The organism is Chitinibacter fontanus (assembly GCF_013423785.1).
Lineage (GTDB): Bacteria > Pseudomonadota > Gammaproteobacteria > Burkholderiales > Chitinibacteraceae > Chitinibacter > Chitinibacter fontanus.
In genome coordinates this window covers 2,644,790-2,666,694 of sequence record NZ_CP058952.1, presented here as the reverse complement: position 1 = coordinate 2,666,694, position 21,905 = coordinate 2,644,790, and the positions used below count along the sequence as shown (strand labels likewise).

The 21,905-nt window shown below is 53.0% G+C and carries 24 protein-coding genes and 1 tRNA gene; 16 read left to right on the top strand and 9 right to left on the bottom strand.

Annotation, left to right across the window (positions count from 1 at the left end; genetic code table 11):
- Positions 1-34 precede the first annotated feature (34 nt).
- The 3 genes from HZU75_RS12745 to HZU75_RS12735 all read right to left on the bottom strand — a co-directional run bounded on the left by HZU75_RS12745 (position 35) and on the right by HZU75_RS12735 (position 4,314).
- Positions 35-955 carry a phosphotransferase family protein gene (locus HZU75_RS12745; RefSeq protein WP_180306401.1) on the bottom strand — a complete coding sequence of 307 codons (921 nt, stop codon included), beginning with the start codon at positions 953-955 and terminating at the stop codon, positions 35-37.
- Between the two features lie 159 nt (positions 956-1,114).
- On the bottom strand, positions 1,115-3,592 hold the full coding sequence (locus tag HZU75_RS12740; RefSeq protein ID WP_180306400.1) for an ABC transporter permease: 2,478 nt from the start codon (positions 3,590-3,592) through the stop codon (positions 1,115-1,117).
- On the bottom strand, positions 3,592-4,314 hold the full coding sequence (locus HZU75_RS12735; protein WP_180306399.1) for an ABC transporter ATP-binding protein: 723 nt from the start codon (positions 4,312-4,314) through the stop codon (positions 3,592-3,594). The genes HZU75_RS12740 and HZU75_RS12735 overlap by 1 nt, the downstream gene beginning before the upstream one ends.
- Between HZU75_RS12735 and HZU75_RS12730 the strand changes: the two genes are divergently transcribed.
- Positions 4,313-4,915 carry an arylesterase gene (locus tag HZU75_RS12730; protein ID WP_180306398.1) on the top strand — a complete coding sequence of 201 codons (603 nt, stop codon included), beginning with the start codon at positions 4,313-4,315 and terminating at the stop codon, positions 4,913-4,915. The genes HZU75_RS12735 and HZU75_RS12730 overlap by 2 nt on opposite strands.
- 93 nt (positions 4,916-5,008) lie before the next feature.
- Here HZU75_RS12730 and HZU75_RS12725 read toward each other — a convergent pair whose 3' ends face one another.
- The 4 genes from HZU75_RS12725 to HZU75_RS12710 are packed head-to-tail and all read right to left on the bottom strand — an operon-like array spanning position 5,009 to position 7,698.
- Positions 5,009-5,593 (bottom strand): BON domain-containing protein, encoded by a 585-nt coding sequence (locus HZU75_RS12725; protein WP_180306397.1) that lies wholly within the window; start codon positions 5,591-5,593, stop codon positions 5,009-5,011.
- Positions 5,593-6,183 (bottom strand): phosphoheptose isomerase, encoded by a 591-nt coding sequence (locus tag HZU75_RS12720; RefSeq protein WP_180306396.1) that lies wholly within the window; start codon positions 6,181-6,183, stop codon positions 5,593-5,595. The genes HZU75_RS12725 and HZU75_RS12720 overlap by 1 nt, the downstream gene beginning before the upstream one ends.
- Before the next feature lie 50 nt (positions 6,184-6,233).
- The gene (locus HZU75_RS12715; RefSeq protein ID WP_180306395.1) at positions 6,234-6,569 is read right to left on the bottom strand and encodes a YraN family protein; all 336 of its coding nucleotides are present in this window, start codon (positions 6,567-6,569) and stop codon (positions 6,234-6,236) included.
- The gene (locus HZU75_RS12710) at positions 6,562-7,698 is read right to left on the bottom strand and encodes a penicillin-binding protein activator (RefSeq protein WP_180306394.1); all 1,137 of its coding nucleotides are present in this window, start codon (positions 7,696-7,698) and stop codon (positions 6,562-6,564) included. The genes HZU75_RS12715 and HZU75_RS12710 overlap by 8 nt, the downstream gene beginning before the upstream one ends.
- Between HZU75_RS12710 and rsmI the strand changes: the two genes are divergently transcribed.
- The 3 genes from rsmI to HZU75_RS12695 all read left to right on the top strand — a co-directional run bounded on the left by rsmI (position 7,699) and on the right by HZU75_RS12695 (position 9,283).
- Complete coding sequence (gene rsmI / locus HZU75_RS12705) at positions 7,699-8,562, top strand: 16S rRNA (cytidine(1402)-2'-O)-methyltransferase (RefSeq protein ID WP_228028056.1); 864 nt, start codon at positions 7,699-7,701, stop codon at positions 8,560-8,562.
- A gap of 71 nt (positions 8,563-8,633) precedes the next feature.
- A tRNA-Leu gene (locus tag HZU75_RS12700) sits at positions 8,634-8,717 on the top strand.
- Between the two features lie 365 nt (positions 8,718-9,082).
- Entirely contained in the window at positions 9,083-9,283 is a 201-nt protein-coding gene (locus HZU75_RS12695; RefSeq protein WP_228028055.1) for a helix-turn-helix transcriptional regulator, read from the top strand.
- A 780-nt stretch (positions 9,284-10,063) separates the two neighbouring features.
- On the opposite strand, the gene HZU75_RS12690 is transcribed toward HZU75_RS12695, so the two are convergent.
- Positions 10,064-10,771, bottom strand: a complete 708-nt coding sequence (locus HZU75_RS12690; RefSeq protein WP_180306393.1) for a hypothetical protein — start codon at positions 10,769-10,771, stop codon at positions 10,064-10,066.
- 1,634 nt (positions 10,772-12,405) lie between these two features.
- Between HZU75_RS12690 and HZU75_RS17805 the strand changes: the two genes are divergently transcribed.
- A complete protein-coding gene (locus tag HZU75_RS17805; protein WP_228028054.1) occupies positions 12,406-12,714 on the top strand; it encodes a helix-turn-helix domain-containing protein in 309 nt (102 codons plus the stop codon).
- Between the two features lie 119 nt (positions 12,715-12,833).
- Here the strand turns inward: HZU75_RS17805 and HZU75_RS12680 are convergent, their stop codons facing one another.
- Positions 12,834-13,241: a hypothetical protein gene (locus HZU75_RS12680; protein ID WP_180306392.1), complete on the bottom strand. Its 408-nt coding sequence runs from the start codon at positions 13,239-13,241 to the stop codon at positions 12,834-12,836.
- 147 nt (positions 13,242-13,388) lie between these two features.
- Between HZU75_RS12680 and HZU75_RS12675 the strand changes: the two genes are divergently transcribed.
- Genes HZU75_RS12675 through HZU75_RS12625 form a run of 11 tightly spaced genes read left to right on the top strand, consistent with a single transcriptional unit; the run spans position 13,389 to position 21,864 of the window.
- Positions 13,389-14,063, top strand: coding sequence for a beta-ketoacyl synthase chain length factor (locus HZU75_RS12675; RefSeq protein ID WP_180306391.1), 675 nt, complete (start codon positions 13,389-13,391; stop codon positions 14,061-14,063).
- Positions 14,060-14,848, top strand: coding sequence for a lysophospholipid acyltransferase family protein (locus tag HZU75_RS12670; protein WP_228028053.1), 789 nt, complete (start codon positions 14,060-14,062; stop codon positions 14,846-14,848). The genes HZU75_RS12675 and HZU75_RS12670 overlap by 4 nt, the downstream gene beginning before the upstream one ends.
- Positions 14,820-15,080, top strand: a complete 261-nt coding sequence (locus tag HZU75_RS12665; RefSeq protein ID WP_180306389.1) for a phosphopantetheine-binding protein — start codon at positions 14,820-14,822, stop codon at positions 15,078-15,080. The genes HZU75_RS12670 and HZU75_RS12665 overlap by 29 nt, the downstream gene beginning before the upstream one ends.
- A gap of 20 nt (positions 15,081-15,100) precedes the next feature.
- Positions 15,101-15,346, top strand: a complete 246-nt coding sequence (locus HZU75_RS12660; protein WP_180306388.1) for an acyl carrier protein — start codon at positions 15,101-15,103, stop codon at positions 15,344-15,346.
- On the top strand, positions 15,347-15,895 hold the full coding sequence (locus tag HZU75_RS12655) for a COG4648 family protein (RefSeq protein WP_180306387.1): 549 nt from the start codon (positions 15,347-15,349) through the stop codon (positions 15,893-15,895). It begins immediately after the preceding gene.
- Complete coding sequence (locus tag HZU75_RS12650) at positions 15,856-17,571, top strand: ApeI family dehydratase (protein WP_180306386.1); 1,716 nt, start codon at positions 15,856-15,858, stop codon at positions 17,569-17,571. Before HZU75_RS12655 ends, HZU75_RS12650 begins: the two co-directional genes overlap by 40 nt.
- Positions 17,568-18,314: a glycosyltransferase family 2 protein gene (locus HZU75_RS12645; protein WP_180306385.1), complete on the top strand. Its 747-nt coding sequence runs from the start codon at positions 17,568-17,570 to the stop codon at positions 18,312-18,314. The genes HZU75_RS12650 and HZU75_RS12645 overlap by 4 nt, the downstream gene beginning before the upstream one ends.
- The gene (locus HZU75_RS12640; RefSeq protein WP_180306384.1) at positions 18,311-19,273 is read left to right on the top strand and encodes a lysophospholipid acyltransferase family protein; all 963 of its coding nucleotides are present in this window, start codon (positions 18,311-18,313) and stop codon (positions 19,271-19,273) included. Before HZU75_RS12645 ends, HZU75_RS12640 begins: the two co-directional genes overlap by 4 nt.
- Entirely contained in the window at positions 19,266-20,819 is a 1,554-nt protein-coding gene (locus HZU75_RS12635) for an HAL/PAL/TAL family ammonia-lyase (protein ID WP_180306383.1), read from the top strand. The genes HZU75_RS12640 and HZU75_RS12635 overlap by 8 nt, the downstream gene beginning before the upstream one ends.
- Positions 20,816-21,232, top strand: coding sequence for an acyl-CoA thioesterase (locus HZU75_RS12630; protein ID WP_180306382.1), 417 nt, complete (start codon positions 20,816-20,818; stop codon positions 21,230-21,232). Before HZU75_RS12635 ends, HZU75_RS12630 begins: the two co-directional genes overlap by 4 nt.
- Positions 21,229-21,864, top strand: a complete 636-nt coding sequence (locus tag HZU75_RS12625) for an outer membrane lipoprotein carrier protein LolA (RefSeq protein ID WP_180306381.1) — start codon at positions 21,229-21,231, stop codon at positions 21,862-21,864. Before HZU75_RS12630 ends, HZU75_RS12625 begins: the two co-directional genes overlap by 4 nt.
- The last annotated feature ends 41 nt before the right edge of the window (positions 21,865-21,905 follow it).

The following is a 21,905-nucleotide window of genomic DNA, read 5'->3' as shown; positions in this document are numbered from 1 at the left end:
CAATCAGGGCTTTGAATATTTTGCAGATTAAATCTTAAACCGCGCTAGCCAGCGCCGCCGCATCCAGTAGGCGCTGTACCTTGCTGATTTTGCGTAGCAAGGTTGATTCGTCACACACACCCGTTTGAGCGATCTGACGTATATCGCTGAACACCTCAAAGAATGAGAGCCGCAGGCGTATACCCGCATCGAAATCCGATTTATTCAGGTAATTACCCAGCAGTTTTAAATCTGGCCGTACGGTATCGAGCTGCACCAGATCAAGCTCGCAGTGGCTAAAGCGCACCATGCCCGGATCAATCACGCCGCACAGTCGGTGCGAATCAGGATCAACCAAGAAATTGGCCGCATGCGCATCACCATGGATAATGCTGCTGGTCTGACGATTTGACAGCGGCAACTGGTTAAATTTACCGGCCAATTCGATCAAATCTTCGCGCAGCGGTTTGCTGATCCATTGCGCCGCTGCAGCGCCATTGAGCCACGCCACACGGGCGTGCAGATCGGCCTGATAAGCTTCGGCAAACTGGCTATACCACTGCCCGGCCTCATCCTGAAAACCTTTTTCGCAACTAATCGCATGCAGGCCACGCAGCCAGTCGACAAAATCATCGGCAAAGCGATCGACCTCAATTGGCGACTCTAGCTCATGACTAGCGGGCGCGCCGTGAATGTAGGTCAGGATTAGCGCTTCGCCCGGTTGCCCCGGCTGATGCACCGCAATGACTTCAGGCAGCGCCAAACCATGCACGTATTGACGCAATTGATTGAGCGCCTGCGCTTCACGCTGCGCTTGATGAGGCTGGCGATAGCATTTGAGCACTGCGCGCAAACGACCTACTTGCACCAAATACACATCCGCCTGAAAGCCGGTAATTTTTTCTACGGAAGTCGCGTTTCCGCCCAGATAAGACTGGCACAAGCGCTCTACCTGCCCTTGCTCAAGAATAAACATGGCTCACCTCACATCAATATTAGCGCTGAGGATGCGCCTAGCAGGCCATAGATGTTTTGCGCTGGCACAAATCTCGCACAAATAATTGCGGTAATTAGTGCCACGCACCATTTTCGTGTTGGCAGCGCAACAGTTCATCGCTTTTTCGATGCAGCCCAATTAATCGGCTTGCAACATTAACAGTGGCGTGGTCCGTGCCAACACCATTAAACGCCGCCCTACCGTCAGCGCCGTTAGTAGCATGCCTGCTACAGCCGAATACAGCGGCAGCGCCCAATTTATCAGCCACGGCAAATTAAACACGCTGTAGGCCACATACCAAGCGCCCAGCGCCGCCACCAAGCCCGCCATCAGCCCAGCGACTGCGCCGAGGAACAAGCTCTCTAGCCACCAGATTTGCGCAATCCGGCGCGCGCCCGCACCCAAGGCGCGCAGCAAAGCTGCCTCGCGCCGTCTCTCAGCTTCATTCGTATCGAGCGCCGCCAGCAACACCGTCAAACCGGCCAGCACACACATCACAAACACCAGCCGCAACGCCGCTGAAGCTAGGCTAATCACCGATTCGACCTGCGCCAACACCTGCCCCACATCAATCACCGTCACATTGGGTAGCGCGTGAACCAAATTGGGAATCAGCTGCGCTTGTGTTTTGGGCAAATGAAAACTACTGATCGCACTGCTAGGCTGCTCGCGCATCATCACTTCAGAGCCAATCACAAAGAAATTAGCGCGAAACGAGCCCCAATTCACCTTGCGTAAATTGACCACCGGCGCGCTAAGGGGCACTCCGGCAATCTCAAACGTCAGCACATCGCCGATTTTAATGCCCAGCTGCTCGGCCAGCTCAGCTTCCACCGACCAGCCAGGCCGATTTTGATCTAAGGGCGGGCCTTGTACGCGCTGATTATCAGCGCGCTCGTCTTCACCCCACGATAGATTAAACTCGCGCTCAGACAGCCGCCGCGCACGTGGCTCGGAGTAGCTATCGGGCTTGACCGGCAGCTGATTATGCAGCACCCAGCGGCCACGAATCATCGGCTGCACTTTGGGCTGCGGCAATCCAGCAGCAACAAACAGCTGGCTAAATTGCGCCTGCTGCTCTGGCTGAATATTCACTGCAAAATGATTAGGAGCATTGGCGGGTACTTGCGCGCGCCACGCGGTCAGTAAATCGTTTTGCACCACGGTCAATAGCCACAAACCACACAGCCCCAAGGTCAGCGCCACCAGTTGTGCCAGCAGCAAGCCGGGTTGGCGCAGCATTTGGCGCAAAGCAATTTTGGGGCTGCCGCGTTTGAGGTAACGTTGCAACACCTGCAACACTCCATACGACAAAGCGGCGACCAAGACCAGCGCCAGCAAAATACCCCCACCAACTATTGCCGCTAACTTAATATCCTGAGCTACCTGCAACAATATACCCGCCATGGCGACGAGGGTAATGCCATACTGCCAAACCCATTGGACGTTCACGCTCATATCGCGGCGTAATACCCGCAGCGGCGGGGTTTTGACCAAACTGAGCAGCACTGGCCCAGCTGAGCCGAGCAACAAGACCAAGCCCAGCAAACTCGCCCAAGCCCACGGCCACAATGTGGCGGCGGGCAGGGGTGCCGGCAATTGCGCCGCAATCAGCCACACCAGCAGCGTTTGCGCCAACCACGCCAGTGCACCGCCCAATGCAGCGGCAAAACCAGCCAGCAATAACAACTGGCTAAGCAAAATCGCCCGCACTTTGCGCTGACTCGCCCCCAGCGTGCGCAGCAAGGCCACCGTGTCAAAATGCCGCAGCGCAAAACGTCGCGCGGCCAACACAATTGCGACGGCAGCCAGCACGCCAGCCAATAGAGCGGCTAAACGTAAAAACCGCTCGGCGCGATCAATCGCCTGCTTAAGCTCGGGGCGGGATTCGCGCACATTTTCAAGGCTCTCGCCGCGCCCCAGCTTGGGTTTCATGCTCGCCTGCCACTGCGCGACCTTGGCTTCGTCACCGGCCACCATCAGCCGGTATTTAACGCGGCTACCAAAGCCGAGCAAACCACTGGCGGCCAAATCGCTGTCACTCATCAACAGCCGCGCTTGCAGACTGGAAAAATCAAACGCCGCATCGGGCTCGCGCTCAATAATGCCGCGTACGGTCAGATTGAGCTGGCCCACTTGTATCGTCTGCCCAAGCTTGACGCCCAGCATGGCTTGCAAGCGGGCATCGATCAGCGCATCGCCACTGCGCAGCGTTGCATTTTGTGCGGGCGGCAGCAGAGCCAGTTTGCCGCGCAAGGGATAGCTGGCGCTGGCGGCTTTCACCGAAGCCAGACTCGTCTGCTCGCCAAAGCTCACCATCGATGGAAAAGTAGTCGTCGTCGCGGTTTGCAAGCCGAATTGCTGCGCCAGTTGCGCCGCAGTGGGGGCAATAGCGTGATCAGACACCAGCACGGCATCGGCGGCCTGCAATTGATTGGCCTGCCCGAGCAGCAAGCGCTGCACACGCTCGGTGAGCATACCCACTGCGGTCAACGAGGCAATCGCAATCACCAAGGCCAGCAGCAGCGTTTTGTATTCACCCGCCGCCATGCTGCGACTGAATAAGCGCCAGTGGAGGCGCAATGGTGCCCAATGCATCGCAAGCTTGCTCATCATCACACCGCCGTTGCGAGTTGCTCGCGTTCTTCAGGCGCCAGCCATTCGGTGATCTGCCCAGCTTGCAGCCGCAAGCGATGCGAGCAACGTGCAGCCAGCGTTTCGTCGTGCGTCACCAGCACCAGCGTGGTACCCATTTCGCGATTTAGATCGAATAACAAATCGGCCACCACCGCGCCGGTGGCGCTATCGAGGCTACCAGTGGGCTCATCGGCAAATAGCACCGCCGGTTTGGGTGCAAACGCCCGCGCGAGCGCCACGCGCTGCTGCTCGCCACCAGAGAGTTGGCGCGGTAAGTGATCAAGCCGATGCGACAGACCTACTCGCTCCAGCCAATATTGCGCTCGCTGCTCGGCATCAGGCGCGCCTGCGAGCTCTAATGGCAGCATCACGTTTTCCAGCGCATTGAGTTCGGGTAGCAATTGAAACGACTGAAACACAAAGCCCGCCAACTCGCCGCGAACTTTGGCTCGCCCATCCTCGTCCAACGCTTGCAGCGCCTGGCCTTGCAGCCTAATTTCGCCTTGGCTTGGCAAATCCAGTCCCGCCAGCAGCGCCAGCAAGCTCGATTTGCCCGAGCCCGAGCGACCAACAATCGCTAAACTGGCGCCAGCTGGTACACTGAAATCAATATCATGCAAAATTGTAAGTGCTTGTGCGTCGGTGGCAATGTGCTTGTGGACATTACGCACCTCAATCAAGCCAGGAGTTAGATCGGACATGTTCAAACGTATCCTTATCAGTATCGGTAGCGCCTTGGCTATGCACGCGGTGCAAGCGGCCGAGCCGGTTATTTTGGTGTTTGGCGACAGCCTGTCGGCCGGCTATGGTATTGCGGCCGAACAGGCATGGCCCAAATTACTGGAAAAAGAGCTGGCGCGGCAGGGTAAAAAGTTTCGTGTCGTCAATGCCAGCGTCTCAGGTGAGACGACAGCCGGAGGGCTAACAAGGTTCCCCGCCAGCCTCAAACAACATCAACCGCAATGGGTCATTTTAGCCTTGGGCGCTAATGACGGCTTGCGCGGCCTGCCAGTAGCGGGGATCAAAAACAATCTGGCCACGATGATTAGTCAGGCACAAAAAAGTGGCGCCAAAGTACATTTGATAGGAATGCAGATGCCGCCTAATTATGGCGCGAGCTATACCCAGCAATTTGCTGCGGTGTATCCCGCACTGGCCAAACAATACCAGCTCAGCTTAAGTCCATTCCTGCTGGCACCGATCATCGATCAGGATCGATATTTCCAAGCGGATCAGCTACATCCAACTGCCTCAGCCCAAGCACTGCTGCTGAAATACATCCAGCAGCAATTCAAACCATAATTCAATGGGTATATCTTTTTAGACCAATGCAGAAATGGTCGTTATTGATATACCCTAAAATAAAACGCCACAATGTGCTTGTGGCGTTTTATTTTATTGCGGTAGCGCCTGCAAAGGCTGCACCAGCTTCACAACCCGGCTTACCCCAGAGACCGAAGCGGCAATATTGGCCGCTTTATCGGCCAGAGCCGGTGGGCTCATTCCCAATAGATATACAACGGTGCGGTCAGTAATCACTTGAATATGCACCGCAGCCAGATCACCACCAGAAGCGAGCAAGGCACTCTTTACCCGTGTGGTGAGTTGCGCGTCATTAAAACGCTCGCCCGTGGTAGATAGCGCACCAACATACAAATCGTTGTATACCCGTTTGGTATCGGCAAACGAGCGAGCAAACTGCTCAGCCTTTGCCTTACTTGCCGCATCTGGAACTTCACCGGTTAACAGCACTTGGCCATTGAAGGTATTGACCGATACATGCACTTTCTCGTGCCATTCATCGCGAATTTTGGCGTCAATATTGGCCCCCAACTCGGTATCTTTTTTGATACTCGCCGTGGGGCGCGGATCCGATCCAAACCAAGCTCCCACTGCCACGCCGCCAACCACAACCAGTGGCACGCAAGCGGACAAACCCAAGCTGGCGGCCAGTAAAGCGGTACTAAGTAAACGCTTCATCAATCGCCCCCTAGCAACATAAAGTCAACCGCATCACACAAGGCGTGAATTGCGGTGATATGCACTTCCTGAATGCGGGCAGTACGCGGATGTGGCACACAGATATTGACATCATCACCAGTCATCAGATCGGCAATTTGCCCGCCATCGCGGCCCGTAAAGGCAATCACCGTCATTTGGCGATCGTGTGCAGCGTGAATTGCTGAAATCACATTGGCCGAGTTACCCGAAGTCGAAATCGCCACCAAAATATCGCCAGCGCGGCCCAGCGCATGCACTTGCTTGGAAAAAACCAAGTCAAAGTCATAATCATTGGCAATCGCTGTCAATGCAGACGAGTCAGTTGTCAGTGCAATCGCCGGCAAACCTGGACGCTCACGTTCAAAGCGGCCTACCATTTCGGCGGCAAAATGCTGCGCGTCGGCAGCCGAGCCACCATTACCACATGCCAAAATTTTGCCATCGGCAATTAACGTCTGAACAACTTTTTCGGCGGCCAGCGCGATTGCTGGACTGAGCACTTCTACTGCAGCCATTTTAGCGGCAATACTTTCCTCAAAGTGCTGCTGAACACGTTGAATCAAATCCATGTGGTTATCCTTCTTTTTAAAATAATTGCCTCAACTCCCAGCCTGCACGGCTAGGCACTGATGCAGTTTTTTAGCCAACTGATAGTCTGGCCATCAAAACAAATCGCATCAAATCGGCACGCAGGTGGTGATTTGATGCCTTGTAAATACAGCTGGGCACTCGCCCAAAGTTTGGCCTGCTTGGCTGGGGTGATGCTGGCGGCCGCGCCGCCAAACCGATTCGAATGTCGTAGCCGAACCTCAACAAAAACCAAGGTCGCACCATCTTGCGCGATCAAATCAATCTCACCGTGTTTGCAAGCCCAGTTTTTGGCCACAATACGTAAGCCGTGCTGCAATAAATACTGCGCAGCACGTTGTTCGGCGTCAGCGCCTTTATCATTCACGAGGTGTTTCCGTGCGGCCCATGGTGCGCACTGTCATTTCACGAGCCACAACATTATCAGGGCCAAGGCTGAGAGTACCGGTTAAACCTTCCAGCCGTTCCACAGTACCCCCTTTGGCTAAGATGGCGGCGATTTGCCAAGCATCAACCCCCAGCGCAAATAATCGTTCTAAATCGTTGGAAGTGGATCGAGTACGGTTATAAAGCTCGTAACCTTCTTGGTTGGGATTAGCCAGCCATGGCATGTCTAAATATTTAATGCCGGTCAAATCAACCAGCATTGTGGTCGGCAAGCGGCCAGGGTTGACCTGACTGGTCGCATAGACCGCGCGTTCATTTCCTAAGAATGGTCGAATAATCCGGGCTGCTTTGGCATCCATGGCCAGAAATATGGCGTCAGTTACAGCCTCAGCAAGCTGTGCTTTCAGCGCAGGCGCATCACGTTTGGGATTCGCGATGGTAACAATCACAGGCTCAGCCCCTGTTAGTGCACGCCAGCTCGCGACAAAACTAGGAGTTAAACGCTGGCCAGTTGAATCCGCAGTTTGTAGCACAATTGGCTGTTGCACGCCCTCCAGCTTCATCAGTTGTGCGGCAGCAATTGCATCACCTTCAATACCTAAGCCAAAACTATAAAGCTTACTTTGCGCCAAAGTGGTTTGATCAAAGCCGTTCAGCGCCAACACCGGCACAGTTAATTCGGTGCTATCGGCCAGATAATTTAACGCCGACTTGGTCAATGGCCCGATCACGGCTGACGCACCACCTGCTACGGCTTTTTTATACTGAGCCTGAATATCTTCTTCTTTATCCGTCGTATCAAAAACCCGCACCAAAGGAATATCTGCATCGCCATGCACACGCTCTGCAGCCAGCACACCGGTGCGAATATTATCAACCGCAGGCTTAAATGCCTTGGCGTTGCCCGGCAAAAGCAAGGCAATATAACCTTTTGGTTCCGGACTTTGCGTCTCCTCTGCCTGTGCAAGAGTGGCCGAGCAGGCCAGCGCCCCGTATAGTAGAGTGCTTAGCCCCATCATCTGGGCTGCACTGATCGATTTGTTCAGTGCCCATTTTGCCAAAGTAGCAGTGCTGCGAGGGGTTACTCGCCAGCCAAGGAGATTTTTCACGTGCATAAGCCTGATATTCCTGTCAGCAAGTCTGCATTATATGTGGTTGCCACGCCAATCGGTAATCTCGGTGATATTACCGAGCGCGCGCTGGCCGTTCTAAGCCAAGCAGATGTGATCGCAGCCGAAGACACACGGGTTACTGGGCAATTGCTCAAGCACTTTGGCATTAGCACTCCAATGATTTCCGTGCGCGAACACAATGAACGCGCCATGGCGGAAAAAATTATTGCTCGTTTAGCCGCGGGCGACACCGTAGCACAGGTGTCAGACGCTGGCACTCCCGCTGTTTCAGACCCCGGCGCAGTATTGGCCGCCGCAGTACACGCCGCTGGTTTTCAGGTGATCCCAGTTCCTGGCGCCTCAGCATTAACCAGCGCCCTATCAGCCAGCGGGTTTAGCTGCGCACATAGCTTGTTTTATGGCTTTTTGCCGCCCAAAAGCAAGCAGCGTCGCGATGAATTAGCCAAATTAAGCCAATTACCTTACCTCACCGTATTCTATGAAGCCCCGCACCGTATCGCTGAATGTGTGGCCGACATGGCCGCGGTGTTTGGCGACGAGCGTGAGGCAGTATTAGCGCGCGAGTTGACCAAAACCTTTGAAACCATTCGCCGTGCACCACTGGCCGAATTGGCGCAGTGGATCGCCAATGATAGCAATCAACAACGCGGCGAAGCAGTGATCGTGGTTAATGCCGCCGCGCCAGCTGAAAAAGCCGAAGGCAGCAGCTATGACAGCCTATTGACACCATTAGTTGCGGAATTACCGCTAAAACAAGCGGTTGCGCTAGCACAAGCGATCTCTGGCGCCCCACGCAATGCACTCTACGAGCGCGCACTGGCGCTTAAAAAAGCCGAATAGCGAAAAATATCGCAGAAAACACTTGCCAAACCGCGACTACATCTCTAATATGCGTGCTCTACACAGCACCTGCCCAGGTGGCGAAATGGTAGACGCAGGGGACTCAAAATCCCCCGCCGCAAGGTGTGTCGGTTCGAGTCCGACCCTGGGCACCATATGCCAAAAACCCGTTAAACTTCAAGAGTTTAACGGGTTTTTTCATTTCCACCCCCAACCTCATCATTCAAGCCAAACTTTTTGCTGTACACAGGTTCGTACACAGTTTGTCTCGCAGTGCCTCACCCCGCCGCACATGTTCTTCATCCATCGACCCCACCCATTTTTATTTTTTTCGCATCAAAAAATATTTTGATTGAAGGGCACACAAAGCCGTCATCACGCCCGCCCCACCCTCCTATACTTTTTCACGCGTCGTTTGACGCAACCGGATACCTGCGAGCAACCCAATCGTCGGCCGAGGAATACATGCAAAACAGAGGGCACATGACCGGATCATCCTTTGGGGTCATGGAAACAAGTAATGAACACCACAGATTCACTGTTACGCCTGCCAGAAGTTCTGGCCATCATTCCCGTCTCGCGGGCAACTTGGTATGCGGGCATCAAAACTGGCCGTTTTCCGGCTCAAGTTAAACTCGGCCTGCGCATCGCCGCGTGGCGGCGTAGTGACATCGAGTCTCTTCTCTCATCATTGAATACTCATTCGGGCATGCTGAAATAATTCAATTCTCACGCGTCGCTTCATCAACAGCAAAGGCATGAACGAGGAGCATGCCTTTGCTAATCCCTCAGGAGCAAGTCGATGTCACATACCGAAGCTAGCCGGATGATTGCCAATCTTAATTGCTTTCGCTTATAGTCTGCCCGCCACTGCCAATTCAGTGGTCGAGCGTGAGAACTCGGGAGATTTAGGCGCACCAGCGCTGCAATTCGTTTTGATGACGTTTTGCGGTGCGGTGCGAGCATTGCTACGCCTATGGGCGGGCTATGCGGGCAGCCATGTGCTGGCCGGTTCCTATATCCCGGTATTCTCACCCCGTATAGTCCCGCCCCCCCCTCCGTGAGAAGAGGGTTTCGGGATTTTTTATCTGATATAGGTCACCGCAATATGTCCAGCACATTACTTCAACATTTACCGTGTTTATCCCCAGAACTGGCAAGAAGCATCAAGCGACTGCCGTCAATTGAAATGCAGACTCAAGCTTTTTTTCTACAAGCCAAGCAAATAGGCGCCCAGTACCAGTCAATCAATCTGCAGTGGAATGGCTTTCGAGTACGACTAAGCTACTGGCGACATCAGCACGCTGAGTACACGCAGCACAACTTAGCGATTGACGATGCGTATGTCCCTTATCAATACCGCCACCGTGGCTGGTTTAGTCAATATCGCTATTTTTGCGCGAACTTAACTCGCCCCCTCGTTCACATTACTTACGAATAAGCCATTTCGGAGCAAAGGCATGGCGAGTACATGCCTTTGCTTGATATGCGCTTGAGCAATTCATAAAACAGTTTCACAGAGAGTGTCCAGTGTCCTAGCTGGCTCAGTATAAATACTCATGCGAGTCATATAAGGCAATGTCGGAACGGCGAGTTCTCCCAATCTAAATTTCAGACCCAGTTTTTTAGTTTCAGCGAACAACTTGAGTACCTGCCCGCGCACCCCACTAAATTGTGGCATGGCAGCCAGGGCCACCAATTCTGTATTCAGACCATCTCTATCACGCTGTCGGATAAGCTGGACGATAAATGCTTCGTGCTCTTTGTAGCGCTGCGGTGCAATTCGCCACGTCCATGTCGTGTCGCGAACTTGCTTGATGCGTTTTTCTGTATGCAGCAACTCATAGTGCTTGAAACGCAAATGCTGGCCGGCCAGACGCGAATCGTAAATCGTACCGATGTCTATCTGCTCAGGGTCGATTAAACCACCTTTCCCTGCTGTACCCACAAGTACCCAGAGCAGCTCACCATGACTCAGTTCGCACACGACAAGGTGCGTAGACGCTAAACCTTTTGCTTTGTCATAGGCTCGCCCTGGCGCATCTCGCGCAATCCGAAATGCATTCAATTTGACAACCAGACGATGCAATTTTGGCCGTGCGACAACCCCACTTATCCAGTAGTAATGGCCAGATTGCATATACAACTGCAGCAGCTGCATTGCTGCGGTCAGGTTTTTTGGGATTTTGATATTGAAAGCGGCAAGCATGGCGCTACACACAGAATTAGATTCTTTGTATAGCGCTAAACCCAATGGAGGTGCATGCGATTAGAAAGGGGCTCTGTGAATAAATGAACTGGGAATTTAGAAGCAAAAAATCAAATTTCCACGCAACGATCCGCAATGCGGCGCTATACCGAGCGTGGACAAACCAAAAGGAATCTGTAGCGAAGGATGCGCCAACATCATCGAACACTGTTCGACGAGGGGCGCGCCAACGCCCATCGTCAGTCATCTCCAGCCGTGCTGGAATCTGCTTGCCAGCAGAGAGTCTTGTAGCGCGTAGTGCTCGTAATGGAGCTTGCTGCGTGCAAGAGGGAGGCAATGGACTAATCCCGAATCATCGATTCGGAGTAACCCCATTGCTTTATCTCGTGAATAGCCGAGCAACACTCGGCGTGCCGGTGCGAACACGAAACGGACTCAGGGAGCAAATGCCCTGATATTCCTGTTCATATGAAAAGTGAGTGCGAGTCTCACCCAATTAGCCGCGAGAAAATCGCGGAAGTTGTGCCATCCAGGAGGGCTGCGTTACCGCATATCGTGAGGTATGCCTCGGTGCGACAAGACAAGTGTCTTGGACGCATCGGCCGAGCGTGTCAGTGACCATGAGTAGCGACATGGAAGCTGCAAGCTGGACTGAGAGCTTAACCCTGTAAACGGGCCGTATGGGTCCAAGATGGAAAGTGCAGAAGCTATATAGGGCCAACAGTGCCTGCAAATTGGTGGAAGCATCACGGAGCAACAATAACTTAAGGAGTAAGGGAGACGCTTTTCCCGGTTCGGTTCCCTGAAACGAGGTTTCAGCCCTTTGTTATTGCCGTAATGTGAGCCAGTAGCGTTCCTGCATGAACGTAAGATGTGAACTAAGTGGTGCGAAATGCTCTTGGAGGTCCGAATTGGGTGGCACCAATTCGGAACGGAAGTAACGACTCCGCCAATCCCGAAAGAGTATGAGCGGGTCTTTTCGGCCATGATGCCTGATCGAAAGTCAGGAAGAGCTGTGAAGACGACAAGACGCAAAGATGATGCAATGAACGGTGGAATGGCGATGTGCGTTGGCGCGCACATCGCATGGGGAAATCAGTTTGGCGACTGAAATCCTCCAGACGCTTTAATCGAGCGAAATACTCAATTGCGCTGACTGTGTCAGCCATCAAAAAGGAACATGATTTAGGGCAGAAACGAGGGGCATGCTTAACACAAAGGCCATACGGCATGCCAATTAACGCAGAGGCAATCACTCACTCGGCCCCCTTCTATGAAGGGGGCTGTTTGGGTTGCACATGGCAACCCAAAAATATCGATTGTTAGCCTCTAGTACAATACACGAGCAACAATGAGCATTTTTATGCCGATTAAAGCGAAAAATTGTCATTAAAGGCATAATAATGCCGCTAAAAGCTAAAATAATACTCTTACGCAGACATCAACAACATGATTTTGGCGTTACCGACGCTGAAGCAACGTGACAAAAACCCGAAAACCCAAAAGAACGCACTGCAACAAACAGCACATTTCTGCCTTTTATGTAACAATTCAAGCTTAAGAGGCACAATACAGCCCATTAATTTAAATGGGCTACGCAAGCCTTTGGCGCAGCCAACCAAGGATCAGCTCAAATGCAATTGACCTCGTATGAAATCGAAGCCGAGCTTGGAGAGAAAATCAAAAGGCTCAGAATTAGCCGGAACCTAGACCAAAAGACCGTTGCAGACCGATCTGGGATTAGCGTCCGAGCTTTGCGAAATTTGGAATGTGGCAACGGCTCGTCGCTACACACACTGGTTGTCGTGCTACGAACACTCGGCCGCGAAAAATGGTTCGATACTATCGCGCCCGTAGCAACTATTGATCCCCTGATGCTTACGCGAGAAGCTAAGCCGAGACAGAGGGCTAGCAAGCCAAGAAAACCGAAAAGCATAGCCTAATACAATGGCCGCAACCTGATGTGTTGCGGCCATTCAGACCTTGCACTCGACATCGGCACCTCGGCCAAAGCAGACTAAACCGGCTACGAAATTAGGGGCGATTCAATGTCATCACAGAATTATTTTGAGTACATTGAATTATTGATTTCTTTATTTAAATTAAAAACCCAGCGATTGTAATTAGGATGAATATTTGGAACGCCGTTTTCCACTTCATAATTCATATTAATGCTATCGACATAATTAATTTGATAGCCTTTCATGTCATACACAACCGCAATAGTAACCACATGTTTACCATTGCCCTTATTGTATTGAAGTGTAACCTTCCCTTCTTCACTCCCTATCACCATCCAACCGAATCGATTACCCGCTGACACAATATTCGATTTGATTTGCTCAGCACTCATGCCTGAACCCATTTTTTCAGTAAAAATTACGCGCGGGGGTTGTTCCATTGGCATTTGTCTCGCTTGAACTTGCAGACTAAACATTAGCGCTAAAATCAGTACAATCACTTTTTTCATCAATACAAACTCCATTCATCTAACGATTAAAAAGAACAAACTTAATACTAACTTGGAACACTACATGCATACAAATTCAATTCATGCCATAATTGTCTAGCTATAAATTTATGTATTTTTCACACTGCACAGATGGCTTTACCCGCAATGCGCACAGCACTTTGGTCAATCCAACTCAATATTTCGCGCACTAGGCATTGGCACAACGATAACGATACTACCCCGCGCCTTGATTTTATCCCTGCATTGCAACGCCGCCGTTTATCTGCTCTAGCGCGTATTAACCTAGAGTTGGCTCATCAAATCAATCCTGAAAATACACCAATACGATGCATATTTGCCTCGAGACATGGGGAAATACAACAAACTGTAGAGATGCTCAAAACCTTGGCGCATGGTGAGCTCATATCTCCCGCAATGTTTAGTCATTCGGTGCACAATGCAGCGCAAGGACTTTGGAGTATTCTGGCACAACAGAAAGATGAGTGTAGCGCAATCAGCGCCGGCCTAGACACATTGCCATTGGCCTTCGTTGAGGTTGCTGGCATGCTCTGTGACGCTCCAGAGCCTCAGGTCTTGCTGATGTACTCAGACGAAGCAGTCCCTGAGGTATTGAGCCCTGATGATTTGGAAACAAAACAACGCTTTGCCCTTTCCTGCATGATTGATACGGGTACAGCCAATCTGCAGTTAAGTGCAATCGCAAAATCTAGCGACCATCCCTCCAACCCAAGACATGATTTTTTCAGCTGGTGGCAATCTAGCCAGTCCCAATTAATCACGACTGGAAATGATTGTGATTGGGAATGGACCAAATTATGACTTGGCAACTGAAACTGAACTGGGTTCGACGCCTAGTGGGTACAGCAATTGCATTTAGCAGCTTTGGTATTGGTGGCTCTTTATTGGGTTTATTTTTCCCGTTGATGAATATGGCAACGCCGATTACGCGCCGCCAACAGCAAGCTAGGAAAATCATTCATTGGGTTTTTTACCAATTTTTATGCTGGATGCGCTTTTTGGGGATTATGCAATGGCAGATCGAAGGCCAGCATTTGCTCGGCCGGCCCGGCCAGCTGGTGATTGCCAACCATCCTTCATTGCTTGATGTCGTGTTTATGATGGCGCACATCAATGAGCCTAACTGCGTCGTCAAAGGCAGCCTGTGGCGCAACCCGTGCATGGTCGGCCCAGTGACGGCGGCAGGATTTATCCCGAATCACAGCAGCGAGCAAATGGTGCTCGACGGGGTGAACGCACTGCAAAACGGCGATTGCCTGATTATTTTTCCCGAAGGCACACGCACCACGCCCGGGCAAAGCCTGCAATTTCACCGTGGCGCAGCGACGATCGCGATCAAAGGCGCGCGGGTATTAACGCCAGTGCTCATCACCGTTAGCCCAACGACTTTGACCAAGAACGAGAAGTGGTACAAAATTCCGCCGCGCCGATTCGTCATGACATTAAAGGTCCTCGACGATATCGATTTAAGTCATTATCGCCAAGCCCATAGCGACCCCATTGCCGCTCGCCGCCTTAATAGCGACCTCACCGCACTTTACACTCAGGAATTAAACCGTGGACAACACGCTGATCAACGAAATTAAATTATTTGTTATTGAGACGCTGAATCTTGAAGACATTACGGTCGACGATATTGATACCGAAAGCCCCTTATTTAATGAAGGCTTAGGCCTTGATTCTATCGATGCGCTTGAATTAGGCGTTGGCCTACAAAAACGCTACGGCATTAAATTGCAAAGCGATTCGGCCGAAAATCGCCAGCATTTCGCATCAATTCGCAGTTTGGCTGAATTTGTCAGCGCGCAGCGCCAATAAAAAATAATAGAGAGAGAAACATGGATAAAACGGCGATTCACAGTGAAGTAGTCCGCATTATTGCCGAGCTATTTGAAATCGACCCAGCCCGCATCACCCCCGACGCGCAGCTCTACACCGATCTAGAAATCGACAGCATCGATGCCGTTGATATGGCGGCCGAATTAAAATCTTTAGTCGGCAAAAAAATCAGCCCTGAAGACTTTAAACAAGTGCGCACGGTGCAAGACGTCGTCGACGCAGTTTACAAATTACAGCAAGCCTAAATGAAAGCGGCACTGGCGCTGATCGGGGCGCTCTTGGCGCTGGCCTACCCTGCGCTGGTGTATTTTTCACTCGGACATGCAAGCACCGATGCCTTTGCCGCGCTGCTGCTAATGTTGGCAATTATGCGTGGTCTGAGCGCTTATCGCCAGCCAGGTATAGCGCTGCAAGTCGCTATTATTCTTGCGTTGGCAGGCATACTGTACATCCAAAAACAGGCCGACTTGCTGCGCTATTATCCGGTGCTAATTAATTTGGCGATGCTCGGCGTTTTTGCCAGCAGCCTATGGCGCGGGCAAAGCCTGATAGAACGCTTAGCGCGCCTGACCGAGCCCGACTTACCTGACAGTGGAGTCGTTTACACGCGGCGAGTCACGCAAGTGTGGTGCGGATTTTTCATCGTCAACGGCAGTATCGCGCTGTGGACGGCGCTGTATGCCAGTTGGGAAGATTGGACTTTATACAATGGCCTGATTGCCTATGTCTTGATGGGTTTACTGATGGCTGGCGAATGGATACTACGGCAGCGTATTCGCAAGAAGCAAATATGAATAAATGGCTAGATAGCAATACCCCTGCTTACGATTTTGCATTTCAACAAGATCGGCTTATTTCCAGCACCGAGTTTGCCGCGCAAGTGGCCGCTTTGGCGCACACTTTGGCCGCGCACGACGAAAACGCCATCTGCCTGTTTTGTCGCGACGCATACTGGTTTGCTGTCGCGCTGTTTGCAGCCTGGCAAACCGGCAAAATCGTGCACTTACCGGGCGATGAAACTCGCGTGCACGCTACGCCGTGTACGCTGCGCCTGTCGGACGACGAAGACTTTGGCCTGAACATCAGTGATCTGATTGTTGCCGCGCCCGCTGGGCATCAATACCTGCTGCAAGAAATCAATAGCACGGCGTGCCAGTTATATATTTACACCTCAGGTTCAAGCGGTGAGCCCAAAGCAATCCGCAAAAGCTATGCGCAATTGCTTGCTGAAGTGCAAGCACTGGAAAGTCTATTCGGCGCGCAAGTCGCTGATTCGGTGATTTTAAGCACGGTGAGCCAGCAGCATTTGTATGGTCTGCTGTTTCGCGTGTTGTGGCCGATTGCAGTCGGGCGGGTGTTTGCCGCCGAGACGGCGTTTTTCCCCGAGCATTTATTTGCGCTCAGCCTAGCGCACGCCAAAGTGAGTTGGGTCGCTAGCCCAGCACACTACAAGCGCATGGGCGAACACCTTGCTTGGCATGAAGTTGCACCACATTTAGCGGCCCTATTTTCATCTGCAGGCGTACTCGGCGCTGAAGTGGCGCGTGAAATCAGCCAGCGCAGCGCGCTACCGATTCAGGAAATATTTGGTTCATCCGAAACCGGCGGCGTGGCATGGCGCACGCAAGGCGCTCAATCGGCTGCTTGGCAAGCCTTGCCCGACGTCGCTTTGCGCGTCAATCAGGACGGCGCGCTGGAAATTTGCTCGGCGCATTTACCCGATACGCAATGGCATACGATGGACGACGCGGCCAATTTAGCCAGCGACGGCAGCTTTACCCTGCTGGGGCGGCTCGACCGGATTGTGAAAATCGAAGAAAAACGCATCGCCTTGGTTGGCGTCGAGCAAGCCTTAGCCCATTTACCCGAGGTGGACGATGCTGCGGTATTTGCCGCCAATGAGCAAGGTCGCCAGAGTTTGAATGCGGTGTTAGTGCTTAATCTGGCAGGCAACGCCCTCCTTGCTCAACTGGGTAAAACCGCGTTCATCAAACTATTGAAAAAACAGCTCACCGGGCAAATTGAAACCTTGGCGTTGCCGCGCCGCTGGCGTTTTGTTGCAGCCTTACCGATGAATGCGCAAGGCAAAACCACGCAGGCCGCACTCAGCGCGCTATTTATGCCCGCGGTGCTGCTACCGCAAATCGTCGCCGAGCAAGTCAACGGCGCACAATGCCAATTGCAGCTGCACGTTAAAGCCGACATTGCCTATTTTGCTGGCCATTTCCCGGGCACGCCGATTTTGCCGGGCGTAACGCAAATTCACTGGGCGGCGCAATTGGCGCGCCAGTATTTTGCGATTACGGGCCAATTTCAGCGCATGGACGTGATCAAATTCCAACAAATTATCCAGCCGGGCGCTGAATTAAGTTTGCAACTGGATTGGGATGAAACGCGGCAGCGCCTGAGCTTTGCGTATACCTCAAGCCAAGGCGCGCACTCGTCGGGACGTTTGGTGTTTGCCGCATGAGTCAATTCAAGCCTTGCATCGTCATTCCGGTTTACAACCACGAGCACGCGATTGGAGCGGTGCTCGAATCGCTGCGTGAATTTAAACTACCCTGCTTGCTGATCGACGACGGTAGCCACGCCGCGTGTCAAAGCGTGCTTGAACAATTAGCCCAGCAACACGCCGACTGGGTCAGCCTAAAACGCTTGGCGGTCAATCAAGGCAAAGGCGGCGCAGTCAGCGCCGGTTTATTCTGGGCAAAATCATTAGGGTATAGCCACGCAACTCAGATTGATGCTGACGGTCAACACCATACCCCAGATCTACCGCAATTTATTCGCGCAGCACAAACTCAGCCTGCTACGCTGATTGCCGGTCAGCCGGTTTACGACGAGTCGGTACCCAAAGGTCGGCTGTATGGGCGCTACGCCACGCATATCTGGGTGTGGATTAACACGCTATCGTTCGCAATTAAAGACTCGATGTGCGGCTTTCGCGTCTATCCGCTGGCGGCAACGTGTGCGCTGCTTGAGCGCGAAAAGCTTGGCAGCCGTATGGATTTTGACGTTGAAGTGATGGTGCGGCTGTATTGGTCGGGCATGCGGATTCTTCAATTGCCGACCCCGGTACAATACCCGCTCGATGGCGTATCGCATTTCGCCGTCTGGCGCGACAATGTGTTGATTTCCCGCATGCATGCCAAATTGTTTTTCGGCATGCTCTGGCGCAGCCCACGCCTGATCGCACGGTGGTTTCAGCGATGAATCCAAGCCAGCCAAGCACAGCGTGGAGTGTGCAAAAAGAACGCGGCGGCCAAATCGCGTATTGGGGCATGAAATTGATGCTGCACGCCTATGCACTCGGCGGTCGCCCCTTGTTTGCGCTGATTTTATACCCGGTGCTGGCGTGGTTTTTTATTTTTGGCCGACTTGCGCGGCAAGCCTCGCAGCAATACCTACAGAAGCTAGCGCAGTTCGCGCCACAACTTCATCTGCGAGCAACTTACTGGCTAAGCTGGCGGCATTTTTTAAGCTTTGCCGACACCATACTCGACAAATTTCATGCATGGTCGAACGACATCGATCACGCTCAAGTCCATTGCCTTGGCCGCGAAATGATGCTCGAACGGCTGACTCAAGGCCAAGGCGGCATTATGCTCACCGCGCATTTGGGCAATACCGAAGCGATGCAGGCGCTGTCAAAAGCCAATGAAAGCCTGCGTTTAAACATACTGGTACACACCCAACACGCCGAGCAATTTAACCGAATTTTGGCCGCGCGCGCGCAAACGCGAACAATTCGGCTAATTCAGGTTGAAGACATTAACGCAGCACTGGCCGCCGAACTTTCTGAGCGCGTCGAACGTGGCGAATGGCTGGTTATTGCCGCCGATCGCGTTCCAGTTCACAGCACAAATACGACCGCGACCGCTCGCACGCTAGACGTTAATTTTCTCGGCCAGCCAGCGCGCTTACCTCTGGGGCCGCACTTGCTCGCGCTGATGATGCAATGCCCGCTGGTGCTGGCCGTGTGCCTCAAACAAAGCGACGGTCTGCACCTGTATTTTGAAACTTTAAGCGAGCCTGAAATCGTCCCGCGCCAGCAGCGCGAGGCGTGGTTAAATCAATCTGCGCAACGCTACGCCGATCGACTCACCCATTATTGCCAGCTTGCCCCGTTGCAGTGGTTTAACTTTTACCCTTTCTGGAGCGAGCATGAATAAGATCGCCACACCGATAGAATTTGGCGCGCAGCGCCTGAGCATCGAAGACATCCTCGCGATTGCCAACGGCAGCGGCGCGCAACTCTCTGCCGACCCCGCGTTTCGCCGCCGCGTTCATGCCGGCAGCCAGTTTTTAGACAATCTGCTCGCCGAGCATGGCGAAATTTATGGCGTGACCACGGGCTACGGCGATTCGTGCACCGTTGGTATTCCGCAAAACTTGGTCGCTGAACTGCCCAAGCACCTCTACACCTATCACGGTTGCGGTCTGGGCGCGTTTTTCGACGCCTACACTGGCCGCGCCATTTTAGCTGCGCGGCTGCTCTCACTGGCGCAAGGCTATTCGGGCGTGCGCTGGGTTTTGCTCGAACAACTGGCAACCTTAATCAACCAGAATTTAGTGCCAGTGATTCCCGAAGAAGGCTCGGTCGGCGCGAGTGGCGATTTAACGCCACTTTCATACGTGGCCGCCGTATTGGCCGGTGAGCGCCAAATTTACAAGGATGGCACACCATACCCCACGAGTGATGCTTTTGCCGCTCTCAATATCGCGCCGCTGACGCTCGCGCCGAAAGAAGGCTTGGCCTTGATGAACGGCACCGCGGTAATGACGGGTTTGGCGTGCATTGCGTACAGTCGCGCTGAATACCTCGTTAAACTGTGCGCGCGCCTTACTGCACTGGCCTCATTGGCAACCGACGGCAATAGCTATCACTTTGACGCCAAGCTGTTCTCGGTTAAACCGCATCCGGGGCAAAATGAAGTAGCGGCGTGGATACACGATGATTTACTCGCAGGCGAAGCGCCGCGTGAAGGCTTGCGCCTGCAAGATCGCTACTCGATCCGCTGCGCGCCGCACGTGATCGGTGTGCTCGCCGACGCGCTACCGATGCTGCGATCATTCATCGAAAACGAGCTCAATAGCGCGAACGATAATCCGATCATCGACGGCGAAGGCGAACACGTGCTGCACGGCGGGCATTTCTACGGCGGGCATATCGCGTTTGCGATGGACAGCCTGAAAAACTGCGTCGCCAATCTGGCCGACCTGATGGACCGCCAGCTCGCGCTGATGGTCGATACTCGCTACAACCACGGTTTGCCGAGTAATTTATCCGGCGCCAGCGGCGAACGTCGCGCGATCAACCACGGCTTTAAAGCGGTGCAAATCGGTGCGTCGTCGTGGGCCGCCGAAGCGCTGAAACTGACGATGCCAGCCAGTGTATTTAGCCGCTCGACCGAATGCCACAACCAAGACAAAGTCAGCATGGGCACGATTGCCGCACGCGACGCGCTGCGCGTATTGCAACTGACCGAGCAAGTCGTCGCCGCGCATGCGCTCGCTGCAGTGCAAGGCGTTGAGCTCAGAATGGCGCAGGGCGAACTCAAAGCGTCGCAATTATCCAGCGGCGTTGGTGCGCTCATCACAGAAGTGCGCGCAATTTCAGCGCATTTATTGGAAGATCGCGCGCTCGACACCGATTTACGCGCGACGATCGCGGCGATTCAAGCGCAAAACTTCAGCGTGCCTGGTGGCAAAGCATGAGCGCAAACCTCACGCACAGCATTGAAGTCACGCCAGCCTTTCACGATATCGACCTGATGGAAGTCGTCTGGCACGGGCATTATGTGAAATATTTCGAGCTGGCGCGCTGCGCGCTTTTGCAGCGCTTTGATTATGATTACCCGGGCATGCGCGCGTCAGGCTATGCGTGGCCGGTAATTGACTTGAATATTCGCTATTCGCGCCCTGCTACTTACGGGCAAAAATTGCGCGTGAGCGCCAGCATCGTCGAGTGGGAAAACCGCTTAAAAATCAGCTACCGCATTCACGACGTTGCGAGCGGTGATTTACTCACCAAGGGCCACACCGTACAAGTGGCGGTCAATATGCAAACACGCGAAATGTGCTACGTCTCGCCCGCAGTGCTGTTTGAAAAACTGGGGCTACAACCATGAATCGACTGTCAACGAATAAAGTGTTTTCCCTCGTCCGTATTGGACTGCTCATCACGCTGCTGCTCACCAGCAGCGCCAAGGCCGCGCTGCTCGACGACGTTAAAGCGCGGGTGACGCTTAAAGACGCGCAACGCGGTGAATTTCGCCAAGAAAAACGCATCGCCAATTTAAACAAACCACTCATTTCAAGCGGTGAATTTGTCTACCTCAAAGACAAAGGTCTGCTGTGGCAAATTGCCAAACCCTACGCATCCGACGCGGTGATTACCAGCGAGACACTGATTCAACGCGTCAAAGGTAAAACCATCGCCCGTGTCGACGCAAAAACCCAGCCCGGCTATGGCGCAGTGTCGCGGATTTTTATGGCTTTGGTCGGCAATGATTGGGCGGTGCTCGAGCGCGATTTTACGATTAGCGGCAAAGTTGACGGGAAAAACTGGCAACTCGAACTCACGCCCAAAGGCGGCCTATTTGCCAGCTTTGCCAACAGCCTGACGCTCAGCGGTGCAGCGACGCTCAAGCAGCTCGATATCGCCGAAAAAAATGGCGATAGCACGCACTACACCTTCAGCAATGTCACCCCCGCCGGCACGCTCAGCGCCGACGAAGAACGTAAATTTATACTGCAATAATGTTAGGTATATCGCAAAAAGCCTTATTTAGAATATGGTGC

What these genes read in the sequence shown, in the direction of transcription:
- HZU75_RS12745 (WP_180306401.1), bottom strand. Translation starts at nt 955, where the DNA reads ATGTTTATTCTTGAGCAAGGGCAGGTAGAGCGCTTGTGCCAGTCTTAT.
- HZU75_RS12740 (WP_180306400.1), bottom strand. Translation starts at nt 3,592, where the DNA reads ATGATGAGCAAGCTTGCGATGCATTGGGCACCATTGCGCCTCCACTGG.
- HZU75_RS12730 (WP_180306398.1), top strand. Translation starts at nt 4,313, where the DNA reads ATGTTCAAACGTATCCTTATCAGTATCGGTAGCGCCTTGGCTATGCAC.
- HZU75_RS12735 (WP_180306399.1), bottom strand. Translation starts at nt 4,314, where the DNA reads ATGTCCGATCTAACTCCTGGCTTGATTGAGGTGCGTAATGTCCACAAG.
- HZU75_RS12725 (WP_180306397.1), bottom strand. Translation starts at nt 5,593, where the DNA reads ATGAAGCGTTTACTTAGTACCGCTTTACTGGCCGCCAGCTTGGGTTTG.
- HZU75_RS12720 (WP_180306396.1), bottom strand. Translation starts at nt 6,183, where the DNA reads ATGGATTTGATTCAACGTGTTCAGCAGCACTTTGAGGAAAGTATTGCC.
- HZU75_RS12695 (WP_228028055.1), top strand. Translation starts at nt 9,083, where the DNA reads ATGAACACCACAGATTCACTGTTACGCCTGCCAGAAGTTCTGGCCATC.
- HZU75_RS12690 (WP_180306393.1), bottom strand. Translation starts at nt 10,771, where the DNA reads ATGCTTGCCGCTTTCAATATCAAAATCCCAAAAAACCTGACCGCAGCA.
- HZU75_RS17805 (WP_228028054.1), top strand. Translation starts at nt 12,406, where the DNA reads ATGCAATTGACCTCGTATGAAATCGAAGCCGAGCTTGGAGAGAAAATC.
- HZU75_RS12680 (WP_180306392.1), bottom strand. Translation starts at nt 13,241, where the DNA reads ATGAAAAAAGTGATTGTACTGATTTTAGCGCTAATGTTTAGTCTGCAA.
- HZU75_RS12675 (WP_180306391.1), top strand. Translation starts at nt 13,389, where the DNA reads ATGCGCACAGCACTTTGGTCAATCCAACTCAATATTTCGCGCACTAGG.
- HZU75_RS12670 (WP_228028053.1), top strand. Translation starts at nt 14,060, where the DNA reads ATGACTTGGCAACTGAAACTGAACTGGGTTCGACGCCTAGTGGGTACA.
- HZU75_RS12660 (WP_180306388.1), top strand. Translation starts at nt 15,101, where the DNA reads ATGGATAAAACGGCGATTCACAGTGAAGTAGTCCGCATTATTGCCGAG.
- HZU75_RS12655 (WP_180306387.1), top strand. Translation starts at nt 15,347, where the DNA reads ATGAAAGCGGCACTGGCGCTGATCGGGGCGCTCTTGGCGCTGGCCTAC.
- HZU75_RS12650 (WP_180306386.1), top strand. Translation starts at nt 15,856, where the DNA reads ATGGATACTACGGCAGCGTATTCGCAAGAAGCAAATATGAATAAATGG.
- HZU75_RS12645 (WP_180306385.1), top strand. Translation starts at nt 17,568, where the DNA reads ATGAGTCAATTCAAGCCTTGCATCGTCATTCCGGTTTACAACCACGAG.
- HZU75_RS12640 (WP_180306384.1), top strand. Translation starts at nt 18,311, where the DNA reads ATGAATCCAAGCCAGCCAAGCACAGCGTGGAGTGTGCAAAAAGAACGC.
- HZU75_RS12635 (WP_180306383.1), top strand. Translation starts at nt 19,266, where the DNA reads ATGAATAAGATCGCCACACCGATAGAATTTGGCGCGCAGCGCCTGAGC.
- HZU75_RS12630 (WP_180306382.1), top strand. Translation starts at nt 20,816, where the DNA reads ATGAGCGCAAACCTCACGCACAGCATTGAAGTCACGCCAGCCTTTCAC.
- HZU75_RS12625 (WP_180306381.1), top strand. Translation starts at nt 21,229, where the DNA reads ATGAATCGACTGTCAACGAATAAAGTGTTTTCCCTCGTCCGTATTGGA.